Here is a 23,492-nt window from a genome sequence, read left to right as displayed (position 1 = left end):
CGGCTGCCAATGCGACAATGGCGCTAATTTTTTTAAAGATTAAAATATTATGAGTACAGAACATCATTACCAGCAGCTGGTGGATATTTTTGATGGCTGCTTTGTTGAAGACTTTCAGACCCGTCTAATTAAAGGCGATGACGAACCTATTTATCTTCCAGCGGATGAGGAATCACCGTGGAACCGCGTGGTGTTTGCTCACGGTTTCTACGCCAGCGCGCTGCACGAAATTTCTCACTGGTGTATTGCCGGTGAAGCGCGTCGCAAGCTGGTGGATTTTGGTTATTGGTACTGCCCGGATGGGCGGGATGCGCAAACGCAAAGTCAGTTCGAATCAGTGGAAGTCAAGCCACAGGCGCTGGAATGGTTGTTCTGTGTCGCGGCAGGCTTCCCCTTCAATGTCAGTTGTGACAACCTCGAAGGCGATTGTGAACCCGACCGCATCGCGTTCCAGCGCAAGGTCCATGCTCAGGTGATCACCTATTTTGAGCAGGGTATCCCGGCACGTCCGGCTCGCTTTATCGATGCGTTAGCCAGCTATTACGGTACGCCAGCACTGACGGCGGCACACTTCCCGTGGCCGGAAGATTTGTGATTCGCAAATATATTATTAATGACCCAAAGTCACCCGCGTTGCAGCATGACGGCGAATGAACAAACCCCGGGAACGCGAACCAGCGTGTAACGGGGTGAGGGCGTGATGCCAGCGCAGTAGCGGCGCGGCGTATCAAGGGTAATAAGGAACAAGACGATGATCGTAGAATTCGAATCCCGCATCCTGGCATTGATTGACGATATGGTTGATCACGCCAGTGACGACGAGCTGTTTGCCGGTGGCTATCTGCGTGGTCATCTGACCCTGGCGGTGGCTGAGATTGAAATCAGCGGTGAGCACACACCTGAAGCGCTGCAAATCCATGTGACCAACAGCCTGCAAAATGCGATTGCGGCGGGGGAACTGTCACCGCGCGATCAGGCGCTGGTGATTGGCATGTGGGATAATTTGTTCCAGCAGGCGCGTCAGACCGCCTGATAAGTCGGGGCGACCGCTCGCCCCGTCATCCTAGCGTCCCGCTTTCTTACCTTTCAGCAGTTTTCTTACCCAGTAACGATTCGGATTCAATGCCGCCAGCGTGGTGATATCCAGCGGTTGCGGCTCACCACTCATCTGTGCCGCCAGCACTTCCGCTGCCAGCGGCGCGCTGCACAAGCCGCGTGAACCCAGCGCACCCAGCACAAATAAACCAGTATGAACCGGTGCATCGGCAAGGGTTTCACCCCGTGCACGCTGCTCCGGCAAATCAGCGTATTGCGCCAGCGTTGCGGCGTAATTGGGCGCGCTGCCACTCATCGGTAAGTGATCGCGCGTGGCGCAGCGTACGCCGACACGCGCCTCGTTATCACTGATATCCACTTGCTGCGGCCACTGCGCATCCGGCAGGCAGTTCACCAGGCGCTGGCGATTTTCCTGCTGATCGTCAGCACGGAAATCGGTTGTGGTATCGCCGCGATGGTAGCTGGCCCCGATGCAGTGGGTATTGAAATGCGGGCTGACTGGCGTGAGATAGCCGTCATAGCAGAGTACGGTATTTAACGCGCCCAGCTCAGGATTGGTCGGCACATGACTGACCTGACCCGCCACCGCATATACGGGCAAGTCTTTGCTCTGCTCAATCTCTAGCAGGGCATGGCCATTGGCGATCACCACCTGCTGATGATTCACCGAGGGCTGCTCGCTGAAGTTCAGGGCCCACCCCTCAGTCGTCGTTTCCAGCGTGGTGACGCGATGCAGCCAGTGCAGGCGTAAACCCAGCGTTTGCGCATGCTCCAACAGGTTGCTGGTCAATTGCGACGGAGAGAGCCAGCCGCCTTGAGGATAGAAAATGCCACCACAACCGGTATCGACGCCCGCTAACTGCTGCGCGTCCTCCTTACTTACGCCGTACGCCACATCATGCGGCAATCCCATCTCCAGCATCTGGGCAATTTTATCGGCACTTTTGCTGTCCCAGCCGAGTTGCAACACACCGCTCCAGTCATGCTCGAACATCACCGGTAGCTGGTCGTACAAACGGCGGGCAAAGGTGAACGCCGCAGGGAAGAACGTAGCGAGAGCGGGATCGTGCTGATTAAGCAGCGGGTAAAGTGCGCCCTGACGATTGCCGGAAGCACCCAGCGCGGGCGCGGCATCGGCGCAATAAAGTGTTACCTTCCAGCCGCGGCGCAGCAGCGCCAGCGCCAGTACGGCACTCGCCACGCCACCGCCAACCAGCGCCACTTCCTGAGTGCGAGCCGCAGGGCGGGCGTACCATGGCTGGGTGTGGGGTAGGGCTGCAACCTGTTCCATTACGCCGGTCAACATTTCGCGCTTGTGACCAAAGCCTTTGCGTTTGGTCACCGTGAACCCAGCTTCCTGCAAACCACGGCGCACAAATCCGGCGGCAGTGAACGTTGCCAGCGTCCCGTCTGGACGCGCCAGACGCGCCATGGCGGCGAACAGTTCTGGCGTCCACATTTCCGGGTTTTTAGCGGGGGCAAAACCATCTAAAAACCATGCATCCACCTGAGCATTAAGACTGTCATCAAAGGTATTAATTAGCGCGTTAATATCACCGAGCCAGAGATCGAGCGTGACTTTACCGCTGTTGAACAGTAAACGCTGACAACCCGGCAGCGCCTGTAGCCACTGTTGCTGTAATTGTTCGGCCCATGGCGCCAGCTCGGGCCAGTGCGCATGTGCGGCAATCAGATCGGTTTGCGTCAGTGGGAATTTTTCGCAGCTGATGAAGTGCAGGCGCTTAAGTGTCGCGTCGGGGTGTTCGCTACAGAAGCGATCGAAGGCTTGCCACAGGGTGAGAAAGTTAAGACCAGTCCCAAAACCGCTCTCAGCGACGATAAAAAGATCGCGCGAATGTTGAGCAAAGCGGGCAGGAATATGGTTGCCATCAAGAAAAACATAGCGCGTCTCTTCCAGCCCATTGTCGTTGGAGAAATAGACGTCGTCGAATGCTCGGGAAACAGGTGTACCCTGATCATTCCAGTTTAATTGCGCGTGTTCAACCGGGGATAACTTCACGGGAAAGGCTCATATTTCAGGCAGTGGCGCGATTTTAACGACTGCCGTCACATGACGCAAATTTACAAAAGGAAATGGCTGATCGGACTTGTTCGGCTTACAACTGTAAGCTAGAGTGCACGTCAATCCAAAAGAAGTGGAATGAGGACTATTGAATGAAACGTGCAGTGATTACTGGCCTGGGTATCGTTTCCAGCATTGGTAATAACCAGCAAGAAGTGCTGGCTTCTCTGCGTGAAGGCCGTTCGGGTATCACCTTCTCTGAAGAGATGAGAGATATCGGTATGCGCAGCCACGTATGGGGCAACGTCAAACTGGATACCAACGGGCTCATCGATCGCAAAATCGTGCGTTTCATGAGTGATGCTTCAATCTACGCTTACCTGTCTATGGCGGAAGCGATTCAGGATTCCGGCCTGACTGATGAGCAATATCAGAACAACCCACGCGTGGGTCTGATTGCCGGTTCAGGCGGCGGTTCTCCGCGTTACCAGGTCTTCGGTGCCGATGCGATGCGTGGCCCGCGTGGCCTGAAAGCCGTTGGTCCTTATGTGGTGACCAAAGCCATGGGTTCAGGTGTATCAGCTTGTCTGGCTACCCCATTCAAAATCCACGGCGTGAACTACTCAATCAGCTCTGCCTGTGCCACTTCCGCACACTGCATCGGTAACGCGGTTGAGCAGATTCAGTTGGGTAAACAGGACATCGTGTTTGCTGGCGGCGGCGAAGAGCTGAGCTGGGAAATGGCCTGTGAGTTCGATGCGATGGGCGCACTGTCCACCAAATACAACGAAACGCCAGAAAAAGCTTCTCGTACCTATGATGCAAACCGTGATGGTTTCGTGATCGCAGGCGGCGGCGGCATGGTAGTGGTTGAAGAGCTGGAGCATGCTCTGGCGCGTGGCGCGCACATCTACGCTGAAATCGTCGGTTACGGCGCAACCTCAGACGGCGCAGATATGGTTGCACCTTCAGGCGAAGGCGCAGTGCGCTGCATGAAGATGGCCATGCAGGGCGTTGATACCCCAATCGATTACCTCAACACCCACGGCACCTCTACACCTGTTGGTGATGTGAAAGAACTGGGTGCGATTCGCGAAGTGTTTGGTGACAACTCACCGTACATTTCTGCGACCAAAGCCATGACTGGCCACTCACTGGGTGCAGCGGGCGTGCAGGAAGCGATCTACACCTTGCTGATGCTGGAGCATAGCTTCATCGCGCCAAGCATCAACATCGAAGAGATTGATGAAGCCGGTAAAGGCCTGAACATCGTGACGCAGCCGACTGAAAAAGCGCTGACCACCGTGATGTCCAACAGCTTCGGTTTCGGCGGCACCAACGCCACCTTGACCATGCGTAAGCTGCCAGCTTAATCGCGTGATCACAGTTTTCCAGGGGCCGGTCTATCCGGCCCCTGTTGTTTTTGACATTTCCCTCGCTGCTTGCCTACACTCATCCCATCTTGCCTGAAATAAAATAATCGTTTGTGCACATTATGAACCAAATAACCCGTTTTCGTCTGAATGCAAGACACGAACGTGTAAGAGGGTCTCGCTTGTCGCACACGCTCTGAACAAGGAGTTCATACCATCATGTCCACGGCTGCTGATACGCAGACGCAATCTGTGCTGCCTTTGGGTTGCATATCCTTTGCGGTATTTCTCACTTATTTAACCGCAGGGCTGGCGCTCCCGGTCATCCCGCTGTACGTGCATCAGGAATTGGGTATGAGCAACCTGATGGTGGGTGTTGCGGTAGGGATTCAGTTCTTTGCCACGCTGCTGACGCGCAGCTTCGCCGGACGCCGAGCCGATCAGCACGGTGCAAAGCTCACCACGCAACACGGTATGATCGCCATCGCGCTGGTGGGTGTGGCGTATCTGGCCGCGGCGCTGTTGCCCGTTTCGCCGTGGGCAAAATTTGGTTTGCTGGCAGTGGGGCGTTTGTTACTCGGATTTGGTGAAAGCTTGCTGCTCACCGGCAATCTGACCTGGGGCATGGGGTTGGTGGGCAGCAAACGATCCGGCCTGGTGATGTCGTGGAACGGTATGGCGATTTATGGATCGCTGGCAGCGGGCGCACCGCTGGGTTTGCTGATCAATCAGCATGGCGGATTTGCGGCACTCGGTGGTGTCGCGCTGTTACTGCCACTGCTCTCGCTGGCGATCAATAGCTGGGTCACTAAAGTGCCGGTGGTGGGTGGCGAACGCCCTTCATTGCTCAGCGTGGTGAAAACCATCTTTCAACCCGGCATGGCGCTGGCGCTCCAGGGCACCGGCTTCGCCGTGATCGGCACCTTTACCTCGCTCTATTTTGCTGCAGAAAACTGGGGCAATGCCGGTTTTGCCCTGACCGCATTTGGCTGTGCTTTTGTATTGGTGCGTGTTTTCTTTGGCGGCCTGCCGGATCGTCACGGTGGCGTCCGCGTCGCAATGATTTCGCTGCTGGTGGAAACCGCCGGTTTGCTGATGCTGGCATGTGCAACCTCTGGCTGGATGGCGCTGGTGGGTGCCGCGCTCACCGGTTGCGGCTGTTCACTGATTTTCCCGGCGCTCGGCGTCGAGGTGATCAAACGCGTCTCGCCACAAATTCGTGGCACGGCGCTGGGCGGTTTCTCTGCTTTCCAGGATATCGCTTACGGTGCCAGCGGCCCACTGACCGGCCTCCTCGCCACGGCATTGGGTTATGGCTCGGTCTACCTTGCGGGTGCCTGCTGCGCAGCCCTGGGCATTCTCGTCACCTGGTCGTTCGCGCGTAGCGCGACAGCAGCGTAACCAGTTTATCGCAGGCGCTGACAATCTCACCCGGCGTCAGCGCGGCAAAGCCCAGCAGCCAGCCCGATTGCGGCTGACTGCTGGTGTATAACGGCGACAGACGCGGCAACAGCAGACCAATTTCACTGGCCTGCTGCGTGAGTTGTGCTTCCTCACCCTGATGCAATGATACCGTCAGCTGCAGCCCGCCAGATGCCTGCAGCGGCGTCAGCCACGGCTGCAGGCGCGTGTTGATCTGCTCCAGCAATCGATCGCGGCGACTGTGATAAAGCTGACGCATTAGCCGCAGGTGGCTGGCAAAATGACCTTGCTGCAGAAACTCTGCTGTGATCGCTTGCGGCAACAGCGCGCTGTGTCCATCAAGAATGCTGCGTGCGCGACCAACGGCATCCACCAGCGCTGGCGGGACCACCATCCACGCCAGTCGCAGGGAGGGGAAGAGCGTTTTGGAAAAGGTGCCGAGGCAGATAACCCGGCTATGATTCTCCAGGCCCTGCAAGGCGGGAATCGGGCGATCGTCATAGTGAAACTCACTGTCGTAATCATCTTCTATCAACCAGCTTTGATGTTGGCGCGCCCAGTCGAGCCATTGCAGACGGCGGGTCAGGCTCATCGCGGTGCCGGTGGGATAGTGATGTCCCGGCGTCAAATAAACCAGCCTGGCATCGCCTTCCAGCGGTATTGCCCCTTCGCCATCCAGCGGCATCGCGCGGCAGTGTGCACTCGCCGCGAGGAATGCGTTACGCGCGCCAGGATAGCCCGGCTCCTCAAGCCAGACTTCATCATTGGCATCCAGCAACATCAGTGCCAGTAACTGCAAGGCCTGCTGTGAACTGGTTAGGATCACCACTTGCCCGGCAGCGCAGCGTACGCCGCGTGATAACGCCAGATAATCCGCCACCGCCTCACGAAGTGGCATAAAGCCCAGTGGATCGCCATAGCCCATCACCTGGCTACCCAGCGAGCGCTGCACGCTGTTACTGATCCGGCGCCATTGCGTGTGCGGGAAAGCGCGTAATTCAGGCGAACCGGCGGCAAATGCATGGGGGAACGGCGGATCCTGGCAGCCGCCCGTCGCCAGGATCTGCTCGCCGCGTCGGGAGAACCGGGGTGAACTCTGTGCGGGTGTGGTCGCCGCCCGTGCAGGCATCGCAATCGATACAAAAGTCCCCCGACCCGCCCGTCTCTCCAGATAGCCTTCACTCTCTAACTGCGCATAAGCGGCTTCCACCGTCACCCGCGACAGTGACAAATCCTCGGCTAACTGACGGCTGGAGGGTAAGCGTTGCTGATGGTGTAAATGACCGCTGGTAATGGCCTGGCGTAACGTATGGCACAAACGTTCACGCAAGCCGCCGGATGACGCATGATTAAACAGTGCTAAAAAAGAGTGGCGCATAGTGGTCTTATCAGTGTGGAAAAAGTGGTATCAGATTGCAGACCACTTTGCCGTAAACTCAGTGAAAATTACACAAGGAGAATGCGATGTCATCAGTCTTACTCTTCCCACCCGCCGATCCTCAAGAGAGCGTGGCCTATCTGCAGCACAAACTGAGTTACTACACTGATGCCTGGGATTTTGCAGAAGATCTGGCGCAAGGCGTGAGCGCGATTGTGGTGATCGATGCACGATCCACTGAGGTTTATCAGGCGGGGCATATCACCGGGGCGCTCTCGTTTCCGCATCGCACTATGAATGCCGAATCCACAGCACAGTTGGATCGCAGCAAGGTGTATATCACTTACTGCGATGGCATTGGCTGCAACGGCTCAACGAAAGCGGCATGGAAACTGGCTTCGCTGGGTTTTCAGGTCAAAGAGTTGATAGGTGGGCTGGATTTCTGGAAACGCGATGGGCATCCGTTAACGTGGGGAACGTCGCCCGGTGAATGGCCACAGGCCGCACCCGGTGCGCACTGTGGCTGTTAAGTTACAGAAATAGCCAGAGTAAAAAGAAGAACAGCGCCAGGCCAAGGATTAACGTCAGTGCCGGGCGCTGAGCCAGTGGGCGCGGTAATATCTCGATCCACGGCGACCAGATCGGCTGCGGGCGCAGATCGCTGGCAGTGTGCGGCTGCTCCAGCGTTTTCTCGACGCGACGACTGAAGAGTAAATTGAGGAGATCCTGGGTTTGCGCGGGCGTCAGCACTGTCTGCGGCGTGGCCTGGAAACGCTGCTGGCTGTAATCCTCCAGCAAACGCTGTTCGTCATGCGTCAACGGCTGCTTCAGCGAGGTTTCCAGCATTTGTAACGTCGGTGCGCTGTGTTGACCCAACGTCTGACGTACCTGCAAATATTGTGTCAGCAGCGGGAAGTGGCGAGAGGGAATCGGATCGCCACTCTTCAGATTGACCAGTTTCAGCGCTTCAGACAGCAGCTTGACCGGTGATTCACCGGTCGTGGCCGCGAGGCGCGTGACCTGTTGATTCAGCGATTGCTGTTCAGCCGGCAGCAGTGTGCGGTCGGACGCGCGCGTTTGCTGCGGTTGTGGGATCGCCATCTGCCCATTTTGCAGCATGGTCAGCACCTGACGTAGCTGATCCTGCGAGAGCGCACTCAGCACCGTTTGATTGAATTGCTGACGGATAAAGTCACTCACCGCCTGACGATTATTCCCCTGCGGCAGCTTCTCCAGGAGCTGCTGCAACAGCTGGCGCGTTGCAAGGCTGTTCTGCACCTGGGTCAAGCGCCCATTCAAATGCTGTTCGGCAGCAGGAAAATGACGCGATTGCAGCTCAGCATCATTCTTTACGCCCACTTCATGGCGTACGCCAGCCCACAATTCAGGGGCTTTCAAGGTACTGAGTGACATGATGCGCACAATCAGACGTTCCAGCGTGGTGCGCTGGGCAGGGGAGAGTGGCTGTTCGCCCGCCGGTCCGCCAGGACGAGTGGGGCCAGTCGCATGAGTGAGCGTTGAACGATCGCCCGCAGGCACACCGGGACCGCTGAGAGGTTGCATGGCGGAATCCTTGAAAAACGAGGTCAGATCCGGGTGCGCCGGAAAAAAGAGGCCATATGATAACAAAAGCCCCCGGGAAATCCACGGGGGCTGCGGCCTTTCGGGACAATAAAATCAGGTGGCAGGACCGGGAACGGTCGACTCACGTGGCTTGCGCAGGGGTGTTTTCAGGCGTTGCGCCAGAATCACACCGACTAAGGTCATCCCGCCACCTATCCAGTGATAAGCGTGCAACTGCTCATGCAGGAACATCACCGCGATAATGGCGGTAAACGCGGGTACAAAATTCATAAAAATGGTTGTCGTACTGGCGCCCAGACGTTGCACGCCAAGGATCCACAAGAACGGCGCAATAATGGACGCGAACAGCCCGGCAAACAGCACCAGCGGAATGTTATGCAGATTCAGCGTGACGTCCGGTGCGCGCAAGAATCCAGGCAGTAACAGCAACACGCCAAAGAAAATCTGTACGTACAGGCTCTGCCAGGTCGGCAGAGGGATCGCCCAGCGTTTGGTCAGCACACCGTAAAGCGCATACGAGGTGGAAGCCGCCAGCATCATCAACTCGCCGTTGCCAAGACGCTGATTCAGCAACTGTGCCGGATTCCCTTCACTCACCAGCCAGACCAAACCGGCAAAGGACAACAGGCCGCCAATTAAAATGCCGCGCGTCGGCGCAAGGCGTAAAACGAATAGGCTGAGCAGAATGGTCAGCAGCGGAATCGTGGCGCCTAATATACCCATCATCACCGCCGACACGCTGTGAGCGGCATAGTAGGCGAGACTCTGATAAAGCACCATGCCCAACAGGCCGAGGATCAATAATCGCCACAGATTGGCCTTCACGGCGTGGCGATGGCGCCACACGCCGGGCAGGCAGAAGGGGGCCAGCACGATCAATGCCAGCAGCCAGCGATAAAAGGAGATGGCGGCAGGATCGATGCTCCCGGCAGAGAGTTTGCTGACAATGGTATTGATCGACCAGATCATCACCGCGATCAGCGGAAACAGTAAATTCATCGTACGACTCCTGAGTTTAATCGCGAATAGTTTACATTTGACCGGTTTTGTTTAGATAGTTAAAATCGGACAATATTCGTTAATGACCGGACAGAATGAATTTACAGATCGAGTATCAACCCCCCCGTTGATGCGCCGCTGCTGCGCTATTTTATGCGCTACGAGCAGGCTAACGCGAAAACCGAATATCTGCCGCATCTTCACAGTTGGGGTCAGGTGATTTTCGTCACCAGCCACGTGCTTGAAATGGAAGTGGAAGGGGAACGGTTATTAACGCCAGCTGATATGCCGATTTGGATCCCGCCAGGACAACGGCACAGTAGCTATAACCATTGCCATGCCCAGTTTCGCACCTTCAACCTCGCCGCCGATCTCTGTGCGGGGATGCCCGACAATGCCTGTTTGCTGCACGTTGATGCGATTGTGCACGCCATCATGAATGACTTTGCGCAGCGCGAGTTGGAACAACCTCAGACCGAAGCAGACTGGCGATTGTGTGAGGTCTTAATTGATCGTCTGCGCCAGGCACCGGTGCACACCAGTTATTTGCCCCTGTCGGACGACAAATTCCTCGCGCCGATTTTGCGTGCCCTGGAAGAAAATCCCGGTGACAACACCACGCTGGCACAATGGGCGAAGCGCGTGTTCACCACCGAGCGTACGCTGGCGCGACGTTGTCAGCAGCAGTTGAAAATGTCGTTCAGCGAATGGCGCCAGCGTTTACGTTTTTTGCGGGCCATTGCACTCCTGGAGCAGGGCTGCAGCGTGCAGGGCATTGCACACGAACTCGGCTATAGCTCGTCATCAGCCTTGATTGTGATGTTCCAGCAGCAGGCCGGCACCACGCCGGATCGCTACCGCAGCCGGTTAAGTTGAAATGGGTTAGACCTGAAATCATTCGCGTCGCAGAAAGGCGGCAAAGGTGTGGGGCCTCGGTCAGTAACGGAGGGTATCTACGCAGCCAACGTATCTGTGGCTTGAAGTATGACGGGTATATGTAAGAATACGCGCCTCAAACGCCTCAGCAGACAGGACCGCCGCAGTGAAAATTCTCGTCGATGAAAACATGCCTTACGCTCGTGAACTCTTCAGTCGCACCGGTGAAGTATTGGCCGTGCCTGGACGTCCGTTACCCGAAGCAGAGTTGCAGGATGCCAGCGGACTGATGGTGCGCTCGGTGACCAAAGTGAATGCTGAGCTGCTGTCCGGTACGCCGGTGAAGTTCGTGGGTACCGCCACGGCTGGCACTGATCATGTGGACGATGCTTCCTTGGCGGCTTCTGGAATCGCCTTTTCGGCGGCACCGGGCTGTAACGCGATTGCGGTGGTGGAGTATGTCTTCTCCTCATTGCTGCTGCTGGCCGAGCGCGATGGTTTTGAACTGCGCGATCGTACTGTGGGGATTGTCGGCGTTGGCAATGTGGGTGGTCGTTTGCAAAAACGTCTTGAAGCCTGGGGAGTGAAAACCCTGCTGTGCGATCCGCCGCGTGCGGATCGTGGCGATCAGGAAACGTTCCACTCGCTGGATGAGCTGGTGGCGCAGGCCGATATTCTGACCTTCCATACGCCGCTGTTTAAAGACGGCCCCTATAAAAGCTGGCATCTGGCCGACATGGCACTGCTGATGGCACTCAAACCCAACACCATCCTGATCAATGCCTGCCGAGGCCCGGTGGTGGATAACGCCGCGCTTTTGGAAGTGTTGAAAATGCGCAGCGACCTCAGCGTGGTGCTGGATGTGTGGGAGCCGGAGCCGGATCTGAACCTCGATCTGCTGGATAAAGTGGATATCGCCACGGCACACATTGCGGGCTATACGCTGGAAGGCAAAGCGCGCGGCACGACACAAGTATTTGAAGCCTGGTGCGCGTTTATCGGTCAGCCGCAACAAGTGGCGCTGGAGAGTCTGCTGCCTGCACCGGAATTTGGCACCATTACGCTGCACGGTAAGCTTGATCAGCCAACGCTGAAACGACTGGTGCACCTGGTGTATGATGTGCGCCGCGACGATGCGCCACTGCGAAAAGTGGCTGCCAAACCGGGCGAGTTTGATCGCCTGCGCAAGCAGTATGAAGAGCGTCGTGAATGGTCATCGCTACAGGTAAAATGTGATGATGCCGACAGCGCCGCGATGCTGGAAAAGCTCGGTTTCCGCGCCAGTTTGTAAAGTTAAATCAATCCCCTGCGTTTTCGCGCGGGAAAAGTCTTAAATGTCAGGCGGTGTCATCACCGCCTTCTGTTTTTATGTCATTGTCTGGAGTAAACCAACATGTCTGACGGCTGGAATATTGCGCTATTGGGCGCAACAGGCGCAGTAGGGAACGCTGTACTGGAATTGCTGGCAGAACGCCAGTTCCCGGTTGGTGAATTGTATCTGCTGGCGAGCGAAAACAGCGCCGGTGAAAGTGTGCGTTTTGATGGTCGCACCCTGCGCGTGCAGGATGCGGCTGAATTTGACTGGACTCAGGCGCAGCTGGCGTTTTTCGCTGCCGGACGTGAAGCTTCCGCGCGTTACGCGGATGAAGCCGCGAGCCAGGGTTGCCTGGTGATCGACAGCAGCGATCTTTTCGCGCTGGAGCCGGATGTCCCGCTGGTGGTGCCGGATGTGAACCCACAGGTGTTGGCCGATTATCGCAATCGCAACATCGTGACGGTGGCCGATGCGCTGGTCAGCCAGCTGTTAAGCGCTATCAAACCGTTGGTGGATACTGCGGGTTTAAGCCGTTTGCAGGTGACCAATTTGATTTCGGTTTCCAGTCACGGTAAAGCGGCAGTGGATGGCCTGGCGGGCGAAAGCGCGCGCTTGCTGAATGGTGTACCGGCAGATGAGCACTATTTTGGTCGTCAGTTGGCGTTCAACCTGTTGCCGCAGCTAGCGGATAGCCACGGCAGCGTGGAGAGTGAACGTCGTCTGGTGGATCAGGTGCGCAAAGTGCTGCAGGACGAAGGCTTGCCGATTGCCGTCAGCAGCGTGCAGGCGCCGGTGTTTTACGGCAACACGCAGATTGTGCATGTCGAAAATTTACGTCCGCTGTCAGCCGAAGAAGCGCGAGATGAACTGGATCGTGCTGAGGACATTAACCTCAGCGCAGACGGTGAATACCCGACGCCCGTCAGCGATGCATCAGGTAATGATGCGCTGAGCATTGGCAACGTGCGTAATGATTACGGTCTCCCTGAGCTGCTGCAATTCTGGTCCGTGGCTGACAACGTTCGCTTCGGCGGCGCACTGATGGCGGTAAAAACCGCTGAGAAATTGGTGCAGGAGTACTTCTATTAATGTTGTCTGAAGAAACGACATTTAAGCTGGCGTTAGGCATTGAGTACGACGGCAGCCGTTACTACGGCTGGCAGCGACAGAACGAAGTGCGCAGCGTGCAGGAAAAGCTGGAAAAAGCGCTGTCGAAAGTGGCGAATCACCCGGTGGTAGTGTTCTGCGCTGGACGCACGGATGCCGGTGTGCACGGTACCGGGCAAGTGGTGCATTTCGAAACCACCTCGCAGCGCGCCGACAGCGCCTGGACGCTGGGTGTGAACGCCAACTTACCTGACGACATCGCCGTACGTTGGGTGAAAGCGGTGCCAGAAGAATTTCATGCCCGCTTTAGCGCCACGGCGCGTCGTTATCGCTATGTGATTTTCAATCAGCGGCTGCGGCCGGCGATTCTTGGCAACGGCATCACCCATTTTTATCATCCGCTGGATGTCGAGAAAATGCAGCGTGCCGGTCAGTGTTTAATTGGCGAGAACGACTTTACCTCGTTCCGTGCGGTGCAGTGCCAGTCGCGCACGCCGTGGCGCAACGTGATGCACCTTAACGTCACACGTTACGGGCCTTATGTGATTGTCGATATCAAAGCCAACGCGTTCGTGCACCACATGGTGCGCAATATTGTCGGCAGCCTGATGGAAATTGGCTGCGGCAACCAGCCGGAAAGCTGGATGGCTGAGTTGCTGGCGGCAAAAGATCGTACTCTGGCGGCAGCGACCGCTAAAGCCGAGGGGTTGTATTTGGTGGCGGTGGATTACCCATCCCACTTTGCGTTACCTCAGCCTGCGTTGGGACCTTTGTTCCTCGCAGATTAATTTAAATGAGTAAGGATGTTTGGGAGCCGGAACATTATGGAATTCATCCACTTTTTGATCGACTTTATTCTCCATATTGATGTGCATTTAGCCGAACTGGTGGCGCAGTACGGCGTCTGGATTTACGCCATTCTGTTCCTGATCCTGTTCTGTGAAACCGGCCTCGTGGTCACACCTTTCCTGCCAGGGGATTCGTTACTGTTTGTGGCTGGTGCGCTGGCAGCTCTGCCCGGTAACGATCTCAACGTGCATTTAATGGTCACGCTGTTGGTGATTGCTGCCATCCTCGGTGATGCGGTGAACTACACTATTGGTCGGTTGTTCGGAGAGAAGCTGTTTAGCAATCCGAACTCGAAAATTTTCCGTCGCAGCTATCTGGATAAAACCCACGCGTTCTACGATCGCCACGGTGGCAAAACCATTATACTTGCGCGCTTTGTACCAATCGTGCGAACCTTTGCCCCCTTTGTGGCGGGGATGGGACACATGTCTTATCGCCACTTTGCGCTCTTCAACGTCTCGGGCGCGCTGCTGTGGGTGCTGCTGTTCTCCTATGCCGGTTACAAGTTCGGTGATTTGCCGGTGGTGCAGGAGAACCTGAAACTGCTGATTGTGGGCATTATTGTGGTCTCAATTTTGCCAGGCGTGATTGAAGTATGGCGCCATCGCCGTCAGGCACGTCAGCAGAAGCCACAGTAAGCCCGTCACCAGATTTTTATCCACAGCGTGAACGGGTTGTGGTTTAATGAGCGACATTTACGACCTGCTGAAGGTGATTTCAGCAGTCACGAGAAGACTGGACCAGGTCAGCATTAAACAGAAAGGTCATCAATGAGCTGGATTGAACGCATACTGAATAAAAGCACCACCACGCCAACGCGCAAAGCCAGTATCCCGGAAGGGGTCTGGACCAAATGCGATAGCTGTGGTCAGGTGCTGTACCGCGCCGAACTGGAGCGTAACCTTGAGGTCTGCCCGAAGTGCGACCACCACATGCGCATGCACGCCCGTGAGCGTCTGCACACCATGCTGGATGAAGGTTCTCTGGTTGAATTAGGCAGCGAGCTGGAACCGAAGGATCTGCTGAAGTTCCGCGATTCCAAGAAGTACAAAGATCGTCTGGTTGCCGCGCAGAAAGACACCGGTGAGAAAGATGCGCTGATCGCCATGAAAGGGACGCTGCACGGAATGCCCGTGGTGGCGGTAGCCTTTGAGTTCTCCTTTATGGGCGGCTCAATGGGTTCTGTGGTTGGCGCGCGCTTCGTGCGTGGCGTTGAGCAGGCACTGGAAGATAACTGCCCGCTGATCTGCTTCTCTGCGAGTGGCGGTGCCCGTATGCAGGAAGCGTTACAGTCGCTGATGCAGATGGCAAAAACCAGCGCAGCGCTGGCGAAAATGCAGGAGCGCGGCTTGCCGTACATCTCCGTGCTGACCGACCCAACCATGGGCGGTGTCTCTGCCAGCTTCGCGATGCTGGGCGATTTGAATGTCGCAGAGCCGAAAGCGCTGATCGGCTTTGCCGGTCCACGCGTTATCGAACAGACCGTGCGTGAAAAACTGCCACCGGGCTTCCAGCGCAGTGAGTTCCTGATCGAAAAAGGCGCGATCGACATGATCATCCGTCGTCCGGAAATGCGCTTTAAGCTGGCCAGCCTGCTGGCGAAAATGATGAACCTGCCAGCGCCGCTGCAGGATGGTGATCAGCCTTCTACGGCTGTGCCGGAGAGCAACGAGGCCTGACAGGCAACGAAAAGCGGTGGTTAACGCTTTTCACCAATGAACCGTAAACACCCTGTCATTCGAGTTGCAGCAAGGCGGCAAACGAATGAATCCCCCGGCAGCTTACTCAGTAAGGGACCGGGGGGGATTGAGTGCAGCCCACGCCGCTGCGGCTTGAATGACGATGTGTAAGATGAGTAAACGGGACACATGGACACTCTGCAGCTTCCTCAAGCCACGTCGCCTTTGGCCACGTGGCTTCATTATCTTGAACATCTGCATTCTCAGGCCATCGAATTGGGTCTGGATCGTATTCAACGCGTCGCCGCACGCCTTGACCTGCTAAAACCCGCTCCGTTTATCTTCACTATTGCCGGCACCAATGGCAAAGGGACCACCTGCCGCACGCTGGAAACGCTGTTGATGGCTGCGGGCTATCGCGTGGGTGTGTACAGCTCGCCGCATCTGGTGCGCTACACCGAACGCGTGCGCGTGCAGGGCTCCAAGCTGGATGAAGCGCTACACAGCGCCAGCTTCGCCAGTATTGAAGCCGGACGCGGTGACATTTCACTCACCTACTTTGAATTCGGCACCCTCTCCGCACTGAATCTGTTCCGTGAGGCCAAGCTTGATGTGGTGATCCTCGAAGTGGGTCTGGGCGGACGTCTTGACGCCACCAACATCGTGGATGCGGATGTTGCGGTGATCACCAGCATCGCGCTCGATCACACCGATTGGCTGGGACCGGATCGCGAAAGCATTGGCCGGGAAAAAGCCGGCGTGTTCCGCGGTGGCAAACCGGCGGTCGTGGGTGAGGCGGATATGCCGCACACCATCGCCGAAGTCGCGGCAGAGAAGGGCGCGCAGTTACTGCAAATCAATCGCGACTGGCAGTGGCAGAAACAGGAAAACAGCTGGACGTTACAGGATGCACACGGTGAGCTGCACGACCTGCCGTTGCCGCAGGTGCCGTTGCCCAATGCGGCGACTGCACTGACCGCGCTGCGCGCATCAGGACTCAACGTTAGCGAAGCCGTGATCCGCGAACATCTGCCTTTAGCGATTCTGCCCGGGCGCTTCCAGACGGTGAGTGAAAGCCCGCGCGTGATTCTTGATGTGGCGCACAATCCGCATGCCGCGCATTATCTGGCTTCGCGTCTGGCGGAGTTGCCGAAAAGCGGTAAAGTGCATGCAGTGGTCGGCATGTTGCATGACAAAGACATCGCGGGGACGCTGGCCGCGCTGGCACCGCAGGTGGATAGCTGGTTCTGCGCACCGCTTGACGGTCCGCGTGGCGCCACCGCCGATGAGCTGATCGCGCACCTTGAAGGTGGCAATGCGTATGATAACGTCGATGCAGCATGGCAGGCCGCGCGTCAGCAAGCCGCGCCTGAGGATGTGATTCTGGTGTGTGGTTCTTTCCACACCGTTGCACAGGTTATGGAATCGATGTCAGCGGAGAATGGCAGTGGCAAGTAAGTTTCAAAATCGCTTAGTCGGTACCGTCATTTTGGTGGCGATTGGCGTCATCGTGCTGCCGGGGCTGCTCGACGGCAAGAAAAAGCATTATAAAGAAGAGTTCGCGGCGATTCCGCTGGTGCCAAAGCCGGACGATCAGCAGGATAGCGAAATGGTGCCGCCGGTGACGCAACCGCTCCCGGCGCAGCCGCCGGAAGGGGCGAGCACGGCGCAAACCTCGGATAACGGTAAAGCCAGCAGCTCGGCCAGCAATGGCAATGCGCAACCGGTGCAGAACAGCGAGCCTACGCTGGTGACACCGCCGCCGGTGCATCAGCAGACGAAGCCGGTTGAGCAGCCGAAGCCGAAAGTGGTCGAACAGCCAAAACCTAAACCGGTTGAACAGCCGAAACCAAAACCGGTCGAGCAACCAAAACCAAAAGTGGTAGAACAGCCGAAACCGGTTGAGCAGCCAAAAGCGGTCGAAACACCGAAACAGAGTGAACCGGAAGCGGCTCCTGCGGGGCAGGCGTTTGTGGTTCAGCTGGGTGCGCTAAAGAACGCGGCCAAGGTCAGTGAGATCGTGGCGCAACTGCGTCTGTCGGGATATCGTGCCTTTACCGTGCCATCCACGCCGGTACAGGGACAAATCACGCGCATTTACGTGGGGCCGGATGCCTCAAAAGCGAAGCTGCAGAGTTCGCTGAGTGAGTTACAAAGCATCTCCGGGCTCGGTGGTGTGGTGAAACCGTACGGCACGCGTTAATGCTGTGATAAGCCGCGCCGATAGCAGTAAAAGGCGCGGTATAGCACAAGCGGTTAAGCGAAAATGTTGTGGTAAATCTGTTTTATATCAGTGAGTTAAATTGCTGATTTTACTCAGGGCGAGGAAAGTTTTTTTCATCGCCCTTTTTATGGATACAGAACCGGAAAACCCTACGCAAACGTTTTCTTTTTCTGTTAGAATGCGCCCCGAACTGGATGCAGGGGTGCATAAGCACTGGGTTGGAAGCGTTCATGATCTGGATTGATTACGTCATTATTGCGGTAGTTGGTTTTTCGGCTCTGGTCAGCCTGATTCGTGGGTTTGTCCGGGAAGCCTTATCTCTCGTTACCTGGGGATGCGCGTTTTTTGTCGCCAGTCATTACTACACCTACCTTGCAGTCTGGTTTACAGGTTTTGACGACGAACTGGTTCGCAACGGCATCGCGATAGCGGTGTTATTCGTTGCCACCCTGATAGTGGGTGCCATCGTGAACTATGTGATCGGCTCGCTGGTGGAAAAAACCGGCTTGTCGGGAACCGACAGGGTGTTGGGGGTCTGTTTCGGGGCGTTGCGTGGCGTGCTGATTGTTTCCGCTATGCTCTTCTTCCTCGATACATTCACCGGCTTTTCCAAAAGCCCGGACTGGCAACAGTCGCAACTCATTCCCCAGTTCAGTTACATCATCAGGTGGTTTTTCGATTACCTGAAAAGCACGTCCAGTTTTATACCCCGGTAACGCCACCGGGAGTGCGGCCAATGAGGAAATGACAACATGTGCGGTATTGTTGGTATCACCGGTTTTATGCCAGTAAACCAGTCGATCTATGACGCGTTAACGGTGCTGCAGCACCGCGGGCAAGATGCCGCCGGCATTTGTACCATCGATGCGCTTAACTGCTTCCGTCTGCGTAAAGCGAATGGCCTGGTGAGCGATGTCTTCGAAGCACGCCACATGCAGCGTTTGCAGGGTAATATCGGGATTGGCCATGTTCGCTATCCAACCGCGGGCAGCTCCAGCGCTTCTGAAGCGCAGCCTTTCTACGTAAACTCCCCGTATGGCATTACGCTGGCGCACAACGGCAACCTGACCAACGCGCACGAACTGCGTAAGCATCTGTTCGAAGTGGGTCGCCGTCACGTTAACACCACCTCTGATTCTGAAATCCTGCTGAATATCTTTGCGCAGGAGCTCGACCGTTTCCAGCATGACCCGCTGGAAGCTGACAACATTTTTGCTGCGGTAGCGGCAGTGCACCAACAGGTGCGCGGCGCTTACGCAGTGGTTTCGATGATTATTGGCCATGGTTTAGTCGCGTTCCGCGATCCAAACGGGATTCGCCCATTAGTTCTGGGTAAACGCGTGATTGCTGATGGTCGCACCGAATATATGGTGGCGTCTGAAAGCGTGGCACTGGATACGTTAGGCTTCGAGTTCATCCGCGATGTGGCACCTGGTGAAGCGGTGTACATCACCGAGCAGGGCCAGCTCTCCACGCGCCAGTGTGCTGAGAATCCAAAAACCAACCCATGCCTGTTCGAATACGTCTACTTTGCGCGTCCGGACTCCTTCCTTGATAAGGTGTCGGTCTACAGCGCACGTGTGCGTATGGGCACCAAACTCGGTCAGAAAATTGCCCGTGAATGGGAAGACTTGGATATCGACGTGGTCATTCCGATCCCGGAAACTTCCACTGATGCCGCGCTGGAAATCGCCCGTATTCTCGACAAACCATACCGTCAGGGCTTCGTGAAAAACCGCTATGTGGGCCGCACCTTTATCATGCCGGGCCAGCATATGCGTCGTAGCGCGATTCGCCGTAAGTTGAATGCCAACCGTGCCGAGTTCCGTGATAAGAACGTGCTGCTGGTCGATGACTCCATCGTGCGTGGCACCACTTCTGAGCAGATCATTGAAATGGCGCGCGAAGCCGGTGCAAAACGCGTCTACCTGGCGTCTGCCGCGCCGGAAATTCGTTTCCCGAACGTCTACGGTATCGACATGCCAAGCGCTACCGAACTGATCGCGCATGGTCGTGAAGTGGAAGAGATTCGTCAGCTGATCAAAGCCGATGCGCTGATCTTCCAGGACCTCGATGATCTGATCGAAGCAGTACGTGAAGAGAACCCGGATATCGCACAGTTTGAGTGCTCGGTATTCAACGGCGTTTACGTCACCAAAGATGTCGACCAGCAGTACCTCGAGTATTTGCAGTCACTGCGTAATGACGATGCGAAAGCGATTCAGCGTCAGAACGAAGTAGAAGGCCTGGAGCTGCATAACGAAGGCTAACCGCCGCGTGGTGCTCATCTTTAACAGGGCGGGGGAGACTCCGCCCTGTTTGTTTTTGTATTTTTGCTCAGTGAGCGGCTATCATTGCCGCAATCTGAACGGGTAGGGCTGAATAATGAAACGACTGATCATTGGTATTTCCGGCGCCAGTGGCGCGATATACGGCGTGCGATTGTTGCAAGTGCTGCAACCTTTGGCCGATGTGGAAACCCATTTGGTGATCAGTCCGGCTGCGCGTCAGACGTTATCGCTGGAAACGGATTACAGCCTGCGTGATGTGCAAGCACTGGCTGATGTGGTGCATGACGTACGTGATATCGCGGCCAGCATCTCATCCGGTTCCTTCAAGACACTCGGTATGGTGATTTTACCCTGTTCAATGAAAACCCTTTCCGGCATCGTGCACAGCTACAGTGATAGTTTGCTGACGCGCGCCGCCGATGTGGTGCTGAAGGAGCAGCGTAAACTGGTCCTGTGCGTGCGCGAAACGCCGCTGCATCTTGGGCATTTACGCATGATGACCACTGCCGCGGAATTGGGCGCCCTGATCATGCCGCCGGTGCCCGCTTTTTATCACCGCCCACAAAAAATTGAAGATCTGGTCGATCAAACCGTCAATCGCGTCATCGATCAATTCGATATTGAGCTGCCGCAAGACCTGTTTACCCGTTGGCATGGCGCATAATGGTGCAATTTTGCACTAACTGTGTGCAATTTCGCGTGCCCGATCACTCTTCGTGCATCTTGTGCACCAAAAGTTAACAATGTCGCTTTTTCTTCCTCACGCCGCTGTTATATTTCCCTCACAAACTAAGTGCTTGCGCCCCTGAAGGGCGCGGTATTTAGTGCGCCTGAGCACGCTTTCGCCGTTTTGCATAACTGGCATGAAACCTGCAAATCATTCAGCGCAAACACACATCACGACCATATAACAATAAGCACTTCACTTGAGGGTTACCTATGAAAAAGCGAGTTCTGGCTCTTTCCCTGATGCTGGCCATGTCCAGCGCTGCGAGCGTGTTCGCTGCGGTACCAAAAACGCTGCGCATCGGGACAGACCCGACATACCCGCCGTTTGAATCCAAGAATGCACAAGGCCAGTTAGTCGGCTTTGACATCGATCTGGCGAACGAAATCTGTAAGCGTATCGAGACCAAATGTACTTATGTGGAAAGTGATTTTGATGCGCTGATCCCGTCGCTGAAGGCGAAGAAGATCGACGCTATCATCTCTTCTCTCTCCATCACCGAGAAACGTCAGGAAGAGATCGCCTTCTCTGAAAAACTCTACGCCGCCAATGCGCGTTTAGTGGCGAAGAAAGGTTCCAGCCTGCAACCAACCATTGAATCGCTGAAAGGTAAAAACATCGGTCTGCTACAGGGCACCACTCAGGAAACCTACGCGAACGAAAACTGGCGTCCTAAGGGTGTCACCGTGACGCCATACGCCAACCAGGATCTGGTGTATCAGGATCTGGATGCAGGTCGTATCGATGCGGCTTTCCAGGATGAAGTGCAGGCGAGTGAAGGCTTCCTGAAACAGCCGGTTGGCAAAAACTATGCGTTTGCGGGCCCCGCGGTTAAAGATGACAAAATCTTTGGTGTGGGTACCGGTATGGGCTTACGCAAAGATGATGCCGACCTGAAAGCGGCCATCGATAAAGCGTTTGATGCCATGCGTAAAGATGGCACTTACGACAAGATTGCGAAGAAGTACTTTGATTTCAACGTATACGGCGATTAATTGTCCTGTTTTCTGACCTTGATGATTGATTTGCAGCAGGGTTGGTCATAACTATTCACTCCGGGCGCTTACTTATGTAAACTCCCGGGGTTCATACGCTTGCCGCCATCTACCCTGTGATTCAAATCCTGGTCAGGACTGTCCGTTAGTTGGGCAGCGTTTGTTATTTTCCCTCACGACAGGATCGAACCCATGCTGTATGGCTATTCTGAAGTAATCCTAAAAGGCACCCTGGTGACTCTTGAGCTGGCACTCAGCTCGGTGGTGCTCGCCTTAGTGCTTGGCTTAATGGGCGCTGGCGCCAAACTCTCTCGCAGTCGCCTGTTGGTGATGATTGCTGAAGGCTACACCACCTTAATCCGCGGTGTGCCCGACTTGGTTTTGATGTTGCTGATCTTCTACGGTCTGCAAATCGCCCTCAATACGGTCACTGATGCGCTGGGCATGGCGCAGTTTGATATCGATCCGATGGTGGCCGGTATCATCACACTTGGCTTCATCTATGGTGCCTATTTCACCGAAACCTTCCGTGGTGCTTTCCTCGCTGTGCCAAAAGGGCAAATTGAAGCGGCTACCGCTTTCGGTTTCACCGGTTCGCAAACTTTCCGTCGTATTTTGTTCCCGGCGATGATGCGTTTTGCGTTACCAGGCATTGGTAATAACTGGCAGGTGATTCTCAAAGCCACGGCGCTGGTGTCGCTGCTGGGGCTGGAAGACGTGGTGAAAGCCACGCAGCTGGCGGGTAAAAGTACCTGGCAGCCGTTCTACTTCGCGATCGTCGCGGGGGTGATTTATCTGGTGTTTACCACGCTGTCGAACGGCGTGCTGTGGTGGCTTGAACGCCGCTACACGGTGGGTGTGAAAAGGGCAGAGCTATGATCGATATTATTCAGGAGTATTGGAAACAGCTGCTCTGGACCGATGGTTACCGTTTTACCGGCGTCGCCATTACGTTGTGGTTGTTGATTCTTTCCGTGGTGATCGGCGGTTGCATGGCGGTGTTGCTGGCGATTGCGCGTGTATCGCCGAATCGTTATATCTCAACGCCCGTCTGGCTGTTCACCTATGTGTTCCGCGGTACGCCGCTGTATGTCCAGCTGCTGGTATTCTATTCCGGCATGTATACGCTGGAAGTGGTGAAAGGATCGGAGCTGCTGAATGCCTTCTTCCGCAGCGGCCTGAACTGTACGCTGCTGGCCTTTACGCTGAACACCTGCGCTTACACCACCGAAATTTTTGCCGGTGCCATTCGCTCCGTTCCCCATGGCGAAATTGAAGCAGCACGCGCTTACGGTTTCTCCCCGTTTAAAATGTATCGCTGCATCATTCTGCCGTCGGCGCTGCGTACCGCGCTGCCAGCCTACAGTAATGAAGTGATCCTAATGCTGCACTCCACCGCGCTGGCATTTACTGCCACGGTGCCGGATCTGTTGAAAATCGCGCGTGATATTAACTCGGCGACCTACCAGCCGTTTACCGCGTTTGGCATCGCTGCGGTGCTGTATCTGATTATCTCTTACGTGCTGATTAGCCTGTTCCGCAAGGCGGAACGCCGCTTCCTGGCGCACGTGAAACCTTCTTCATCGCATTGAGT

The 23,492-nt window shown here is 55.8% G+C and carries 23 protein-coding genes; 19 read left to right on the top strand and 4 right to left on the bottom strand.

The features are described 5' to 3' along the window. Nucleotides 1–49: 49 nt before the first annotated feature. Both VI01_RS00885 and VI01_RS00880 read left to right on the top strand, forming a co-directional pair. Nucleotides 50–595 (top strand): elongation factor P hydroxylase, encoded by a 546-nt coding sequence (locus VI01_RS00885; RefSeq protein ID WP_045813669.1) that lies wholly within the window; start codon nt 50–52, stop codon nt 593–595. A 156-nt stretch (nt 596–751) separates the two neighbouring features. Further along, nucleotides 752–1,033 (top strand): YfcL family protein, encoded by a 282-nt coding sequence (locus tag VI01_RS00880; RefSeq protein ID WP_034825151.1) that lies wholly within the window; start codon nt 752–754, stop codon nt 1,031–1,033. Between the two features lie 30 nt (nt 1,034–1,063). Here VI01_RS00880 and mnmC read toward each other — a convergent pair whose 3' ends face one another. Continuing rightward, nucleotides 1,064–3,076 carry a bifunctional tRNA (5-methylaminomethyl-2-thiouridine)(34)-methyltransferase MnmD/FAD-dependent 5-carboxymethylaminomethyl-2-thiouridine(34) oxidoreductase MnmC gene (gene mnmC, locus VI01_RS00875; RefSeq protein WP_045813668.1) on the bottom strand — a complete coding sequence of 671 codons (2,013 nt, stop codon included), beginning with the start codon at nt 3,074–3,076 and terminating at the stop codon, nt 1,064–1,066. Between the two features lie 155 nt (nt 3,077–3,231). Between mnmC and fabB the strand changes: the two genes are divergently transcribed. Next, entirely contained in the window at nt 3,232–4,452 is a 1,221-nt protein-coding gene (gene fabB, locus VI01_RS00870; protein ID WP_034825147.1) for a beta-ketoacyl-ACP synthase I, read from the top strand. A 219-nt stretch (nt 4,453–4,671) separates the two neighbouring features. Then, complete coding sequence (locus tag VI01_RS00865; RefSeq protein WP_045813667.1) at nt 4,672–5,853, top strand: MFS transporter; 1,182 nt, start codon at nt 4,672–4,674, stop codon at nt 5,851–5,853. Here VI01_RS00865 and VI01_RS00860 read toward each other — a convergent pair. Beyond that, nucleotides 5,816–7,252: a PLP-dependent aminotransferase family protein gene (locus tag VI01_RS00860; RefSeq protein ID WP_045813666.1), complete on the bottom strand. Its 1,437-nt coding sequence runs from the start codon at nt 7,250–7,252 to the stop codon at nt 5,816–5,818. The genes VI01_RS00865 and VI01_RS00860 overlap by 38 nt on opposite strands. Nucleotides 7,253–7,338: 86 nt before the next feature. On the opposite strand from VI01_RS00860, the gene VI01_RS00855 reads away from it, so the two are divergent. Beyond that, nucleotides 7,339–7,782: a rhodanese-like domain-containing protein gene (locus VI01_RS00855; protein ID WP_045813665.1), complete on the top strand. Its 444-nt coding sequence runs from the start codon at nt 7,339–7,341 to the stop codon at nt 7,780–7,782. Nucleotide 7,783: 1 nt separating this feature from the next. Here the strand turns inward: VI01_RS00855 and flk are convergent, their stop codons facing one another. Together flk and VI01_RS00845 are read right to left on the bottom strand one after the other, a co-directional pair. After that, entirely contained in the window at nt 7,784–8,815 is a 1,032-nt protein-coding gene (gene flk, locus VI01_RS00850; protein ID WP_038645684.1) for a flagella biosynthesis regulator Flk, read from the bottom strand. Between the two features lie 114 nt (nt 8,816–8,929). Next, complete coding sequence (locus VI01_RS00845) at nt 8,930–9,835, bottom strand: DMT family transporter (RefSeq protein WP_045813664.1); 906 nt, start codon at nt 9,833–9,835, stop codon at nt 8,930–8,932. 153 nt (nt 9,836–9,988) lie between these two features. On the opposite strand from VI01_RS00845, the gene VI01_RS00840 reads away from it, so the two are divergent. The 14 genes from VI01_RS00840 (at nt 9,989) to VI01_RS00775 (ending at nt 23,490) form a co-directional block, all read left to right on the top strand. Next, the gene (locus tag VI01_RS00840) at nt 9,989–10,711 is read left to right on the top strand and encodes a helix-turn-helix domain-containing protein (protein WP_045813663.1); all 723 of its coding nucleotides are present in this window, start codon (nt 9,989–9,991) and stop codon (nt 10,709–10,711) included. Between the two features lie 166 nt (nt 10,712–10,877). After that, nucleotides 10,878–12,002, top strand: a complete 1,125-nt coding sequence (gene pdxB / locus VI01_RS00835) for a 4-phosphoerythronate dehydrogenase PdxB (protein WP_045813662.1) — start codon at nt 10,878–10,880, stop codon at nt 12,000–12,002. 102 nt (nt 12,003–12,104) lie between these two features. Beyond that, nucleotides 12,105–13,115 carry an aspartate-semialdehyde dehydrogenase gene (locus tag VI01_RS00830; protein ID WP_045813661.1) on the top strand — a complete coding sequence of 337 codons (1,011 nt, stop codon included), beginning with the start codon at nt 12,105–12,107 and terminating at the stop codon, nt 13,113–13,115. Next, on the top strand, nt 13,115–13,921 hold the full coding sequence (gene truA, locus VI01_RS00825; protein ID WP_097116567.1) for a tRNA pseudouridine(38-40) synthase TruA: 807 nt from the start codon (nt 13,115–13,117) through the stop codon (nt 13,919–13,921). The genes VI01_RS00830 and truA overlap by 1 nt, the downstream gene beginning before the upstream one ends. 36 nt (nt 13,922–13,957) lie before the next feature. Beyond that, nucleotides 13,958–14,620, top strand: coding sequence for a DedA family protein (locus VI01_RS00820; protein WP_045813660.1), 663 nt, complete (start codon nt 13,958–13,960; stop codon nt 14,618–14,620). A gap of 132 nt (nt 14,621–14,752) precedes the next feature. Beyond that, the gene (gene accD / locus VI01_RS00815; protein WP_034825118.1) at nt 14,753–15,661 is read left to right on the top strand and encodes an acetyl-CoA carboxylase, carboxyltransferase subunit beta; all 909 of its coding nucleotides are present in this window, start codon (nt 14,753–14,755) and stop codon (nt 15,659–15,661) included. Nucleotides 15,662–15,850: 189 nt separating this feature from the next. Further along, a complete protein-coding gene (folC, locus tag VI01_RS00810) occupies nt 15,851–17,119 on the top strand; it encodes a bifunctional tetrahydrofolate synthase/dihydrofolate synthase (RefSeq protein WP_045813659.1) in 1,269 nt (422 codons plus the stop codon). Then, nucleotides 17,109–17,864 carry a cell division protein DedD gene (dedD, locus tag VI01_RS00805; protein WP_045813696.1) on the top strand — a complete coding sequence of 252 codons (756 nt, stop codon included), beginning with the start codon at nt 17,109–17,111 and terminating at the stop codon, nt 17,862–17,864. Before folC ends, dedD begins: the two co-directional genes overlap by 11 nt. A 251-nt stretch (nt 17,865–18,115) precedes the next feature. Beyond that, on the top strand, nt 18,116–18,601 hold the full coding sequence (cvpA, locus tag VI01_RS00800; RefSeq protein WP_034825265.1) for a colicin V production protein: 486 nt from the start codon (nt 18,116–18,118) through the stop codon (nt 18,599–18,601). A 36-nt stretch (nt 18,602–18,637) separates the two neighbouring features. After that, on the top strand, nt 18,638–20,155 hold the full coding sequence (purF, locus tag VI01_RS00795) for an amidophosphoribosyltransferase (RefSeq protein ID WP_034825114.1): 1,518 nt from the start codon (nt 18,638–18,640) through the stop codon (nt 20,153–20,155). Nucleotides 20,156–20,270: 115 nt separating this feature from the next. Beyond that, a complete protein-coding gene (locus VI01_RS00790) occupies nt 20,271–20,840 on the top strand; it encodes a UbiX family flavin prenyltransferase (protein ID WP_038645698.1) in 570 nt (189 codons plus the stop codon). A 275-nt stretch (nt 20,841–21,115) separates the two neighbouring features. After that, on the top strand, nt 21,116–21,898 hold the full coding sequence (gene argT, locus VI01_RS00785; protein WP_034825110.1) for a lysine/arginine/ornithine ABC transporter substrate-binding protein ArgT: 783 nt from the start codon (nt 21,116–21,118) through the stop codon (nt 21,896–21,898). Between the two features lie 192 nt (nt 21,899–22,090). Continuing rightward, entirely contained in the window at nt 22,091–22,777 is a 687-nt protein-coding gene (locus VI01_RS00780) for a histidine ABC transporter permease HisQ (RefSeq protein WP_038645701.1), read from the top strand. Next, nucleotides 22,774–23,490 (top strand): ABC transporter permease, encoded by a 717-nt coding sequence (locus VI01_RS00775; protein ID WP_045813658.1) that lies wholly within the window; start codon nt 22,774–22,776, stop codon nt 23,488–23,490. Before VI01_RS00780 ends, VI01_RS00775 begins: the two co-directional genes overlap by 4 nt. Nucleotides 23,491–23,492: the final 2 nt, after the last annotated feature.

The organism is Pantoea sp. SM3 (assembly GCF_000963995.1).
Lineage (GTDB): Bacteria > Pseudomonadota > Gammaproteobacteria > Enterobacterales > Enterobacteriaceae > Pantoea > Pantoea rwandensis_B.
Note: the sequence above shows the minus strand (reverse complement) of the source record. Positions and strands in the feature narration are given on the sequence as shown.

Excerpts from the sequence above, each read along its gene's own strand:
- VI01_RS00885 (WP_045813669.1), top strand. The coding sequence starts at position 50 with ATGAGTACAGAACATCATTACCAGCAGCTGGTGGATATTTTTGATGGC.
- VI01_RS00880 (WP_034825151.1), top strand. The coding sequence starts at position 752 with ATGATCGTAGAATTCGAATCCCGCATCCTGGCATTGATTGACGATATG.
- fabB (WP_034825147.1), top strand. The coding sequence starts at position 3,232 with ATGAAACGTGCAGTGATTACTGGCCTGGGTATCGTTTCCAGCATTGGT.
- VI01_RS00865 (WP_045813667.1), top strand. The coding sequence starts at position 4,672 with ATGTCCACGGCTGCTGATACGCAGACGCAATCTGTGCTGCCTTTGGGT.
- VI01_RS00860 (WP_045813666.1), bottom strand. The coding sequence starts at position 7,252 with ATGCGCCACTCTTTTTTAGCACTGTTTAATCATGCGTCATCCGGCGGC.
- VI01_RS00855 (WP_045813665.1), top strand. The coding sequence starts at position 7,339 with ATGTCATCAGTCTTACTCTTCCCACCCGCCGATCCTCAAGAGAGCGTG.
- flk (WP_038645684.1), bottom strand. The coding sequence starts at position 8,815 with ATGCAACCTCTCAGCGGTCCCGGTGTGCCTGCGGGCGATCGTTCAACG.
- VI01_RS00845 (WP_045813664.1), bottom strand. The coding sequence starts at position 9,835 with ATGAATTTACTGTTTCCGCTGATCGCGGTGATGATCTGGTCGATCAAT.
- VI01_RS00840 (WP_045813663.1), top strand. The coding sequence starts at position 9,989 with ATGCGCTACGAGCAGGCTAACGCGAAAACCGAATATCTGCCGCATCTT.
- VI01_RS00830 (WP_045813661.1), top strand. The coding sequence starts at position 12,105 with ATGTCTGACGGCTGGAATATTGCGCTATTGGGCGCAACAGGCGCAGTA.
- truA (WP_097116567.1), top strand. The coding sequence starts at position 13,115 with ATGTTGTCTGAAGAAACGACATTTAAGCTGGCGTTAGGCATTGAGTAC.
- VI01_RS00820 (WP_045813660.1), top strand. The coding sequence starts at position 13,958 with ATGGAATTCATCCACTTTTTGATCGACTTTATTCTCCATATTGATGTG.
- accD (WP_034825118.1), top strand. The coding sequence starts at position 14,753 with ATGAGCTGGATTGAACGCATACTGAATAAAAGCACCACCACGCCAACG.
- folC (WP_045813659.1), top strand. The coding sequence starts at position 15,851 with ATGGACACTCTGCAGCTTCCTCAAGCCACGTCGCCTTTGGCCACGTGG.
- cvpA (WP_034825265.1), top strand. The coding sequence starts at position 18,116 with ATGATCTGGATTGATTACGTCATTATTGCGGTAGTTGGTTTTTCGGCT.
- purF (WP_034825114.1), top strand. The coding sequence starts at position 18,638 with ATGTGCGGTATTGTTGGTATCACCGGTTTTATGCCAGTAAACCAGTCG.
- VI01_RS00790 (WP_038645698.1), top strand. The coding sequence starts at position 20,271 with ATGAAACGACTGATCATTGGTATTTCCGGCGCCAGTGGCGCGATATAC.
- argT (WP_034825110.1), top strand. The coding sequence starts at position 21,116 with ATGAAAAAGCGAGTTCTGGCTCTTTCCCTGATGCTGGCCATGTCCAGC.
- VI01_RS00780 (WP_038645701.1), top strand. The coding sequence starts at position 22,091 with ATGCTGTATGGCTATTCTGAAGTAATCCTAAAAGGCACCCTGGTGACT.
- VI01_RS00775 (WP_045813658.1), top strand. The coding sequence starts at position 22,774 with ATGATCGATATTATTCAGGAGTATTGGAAACAGCTGCTCTGGACCGAT.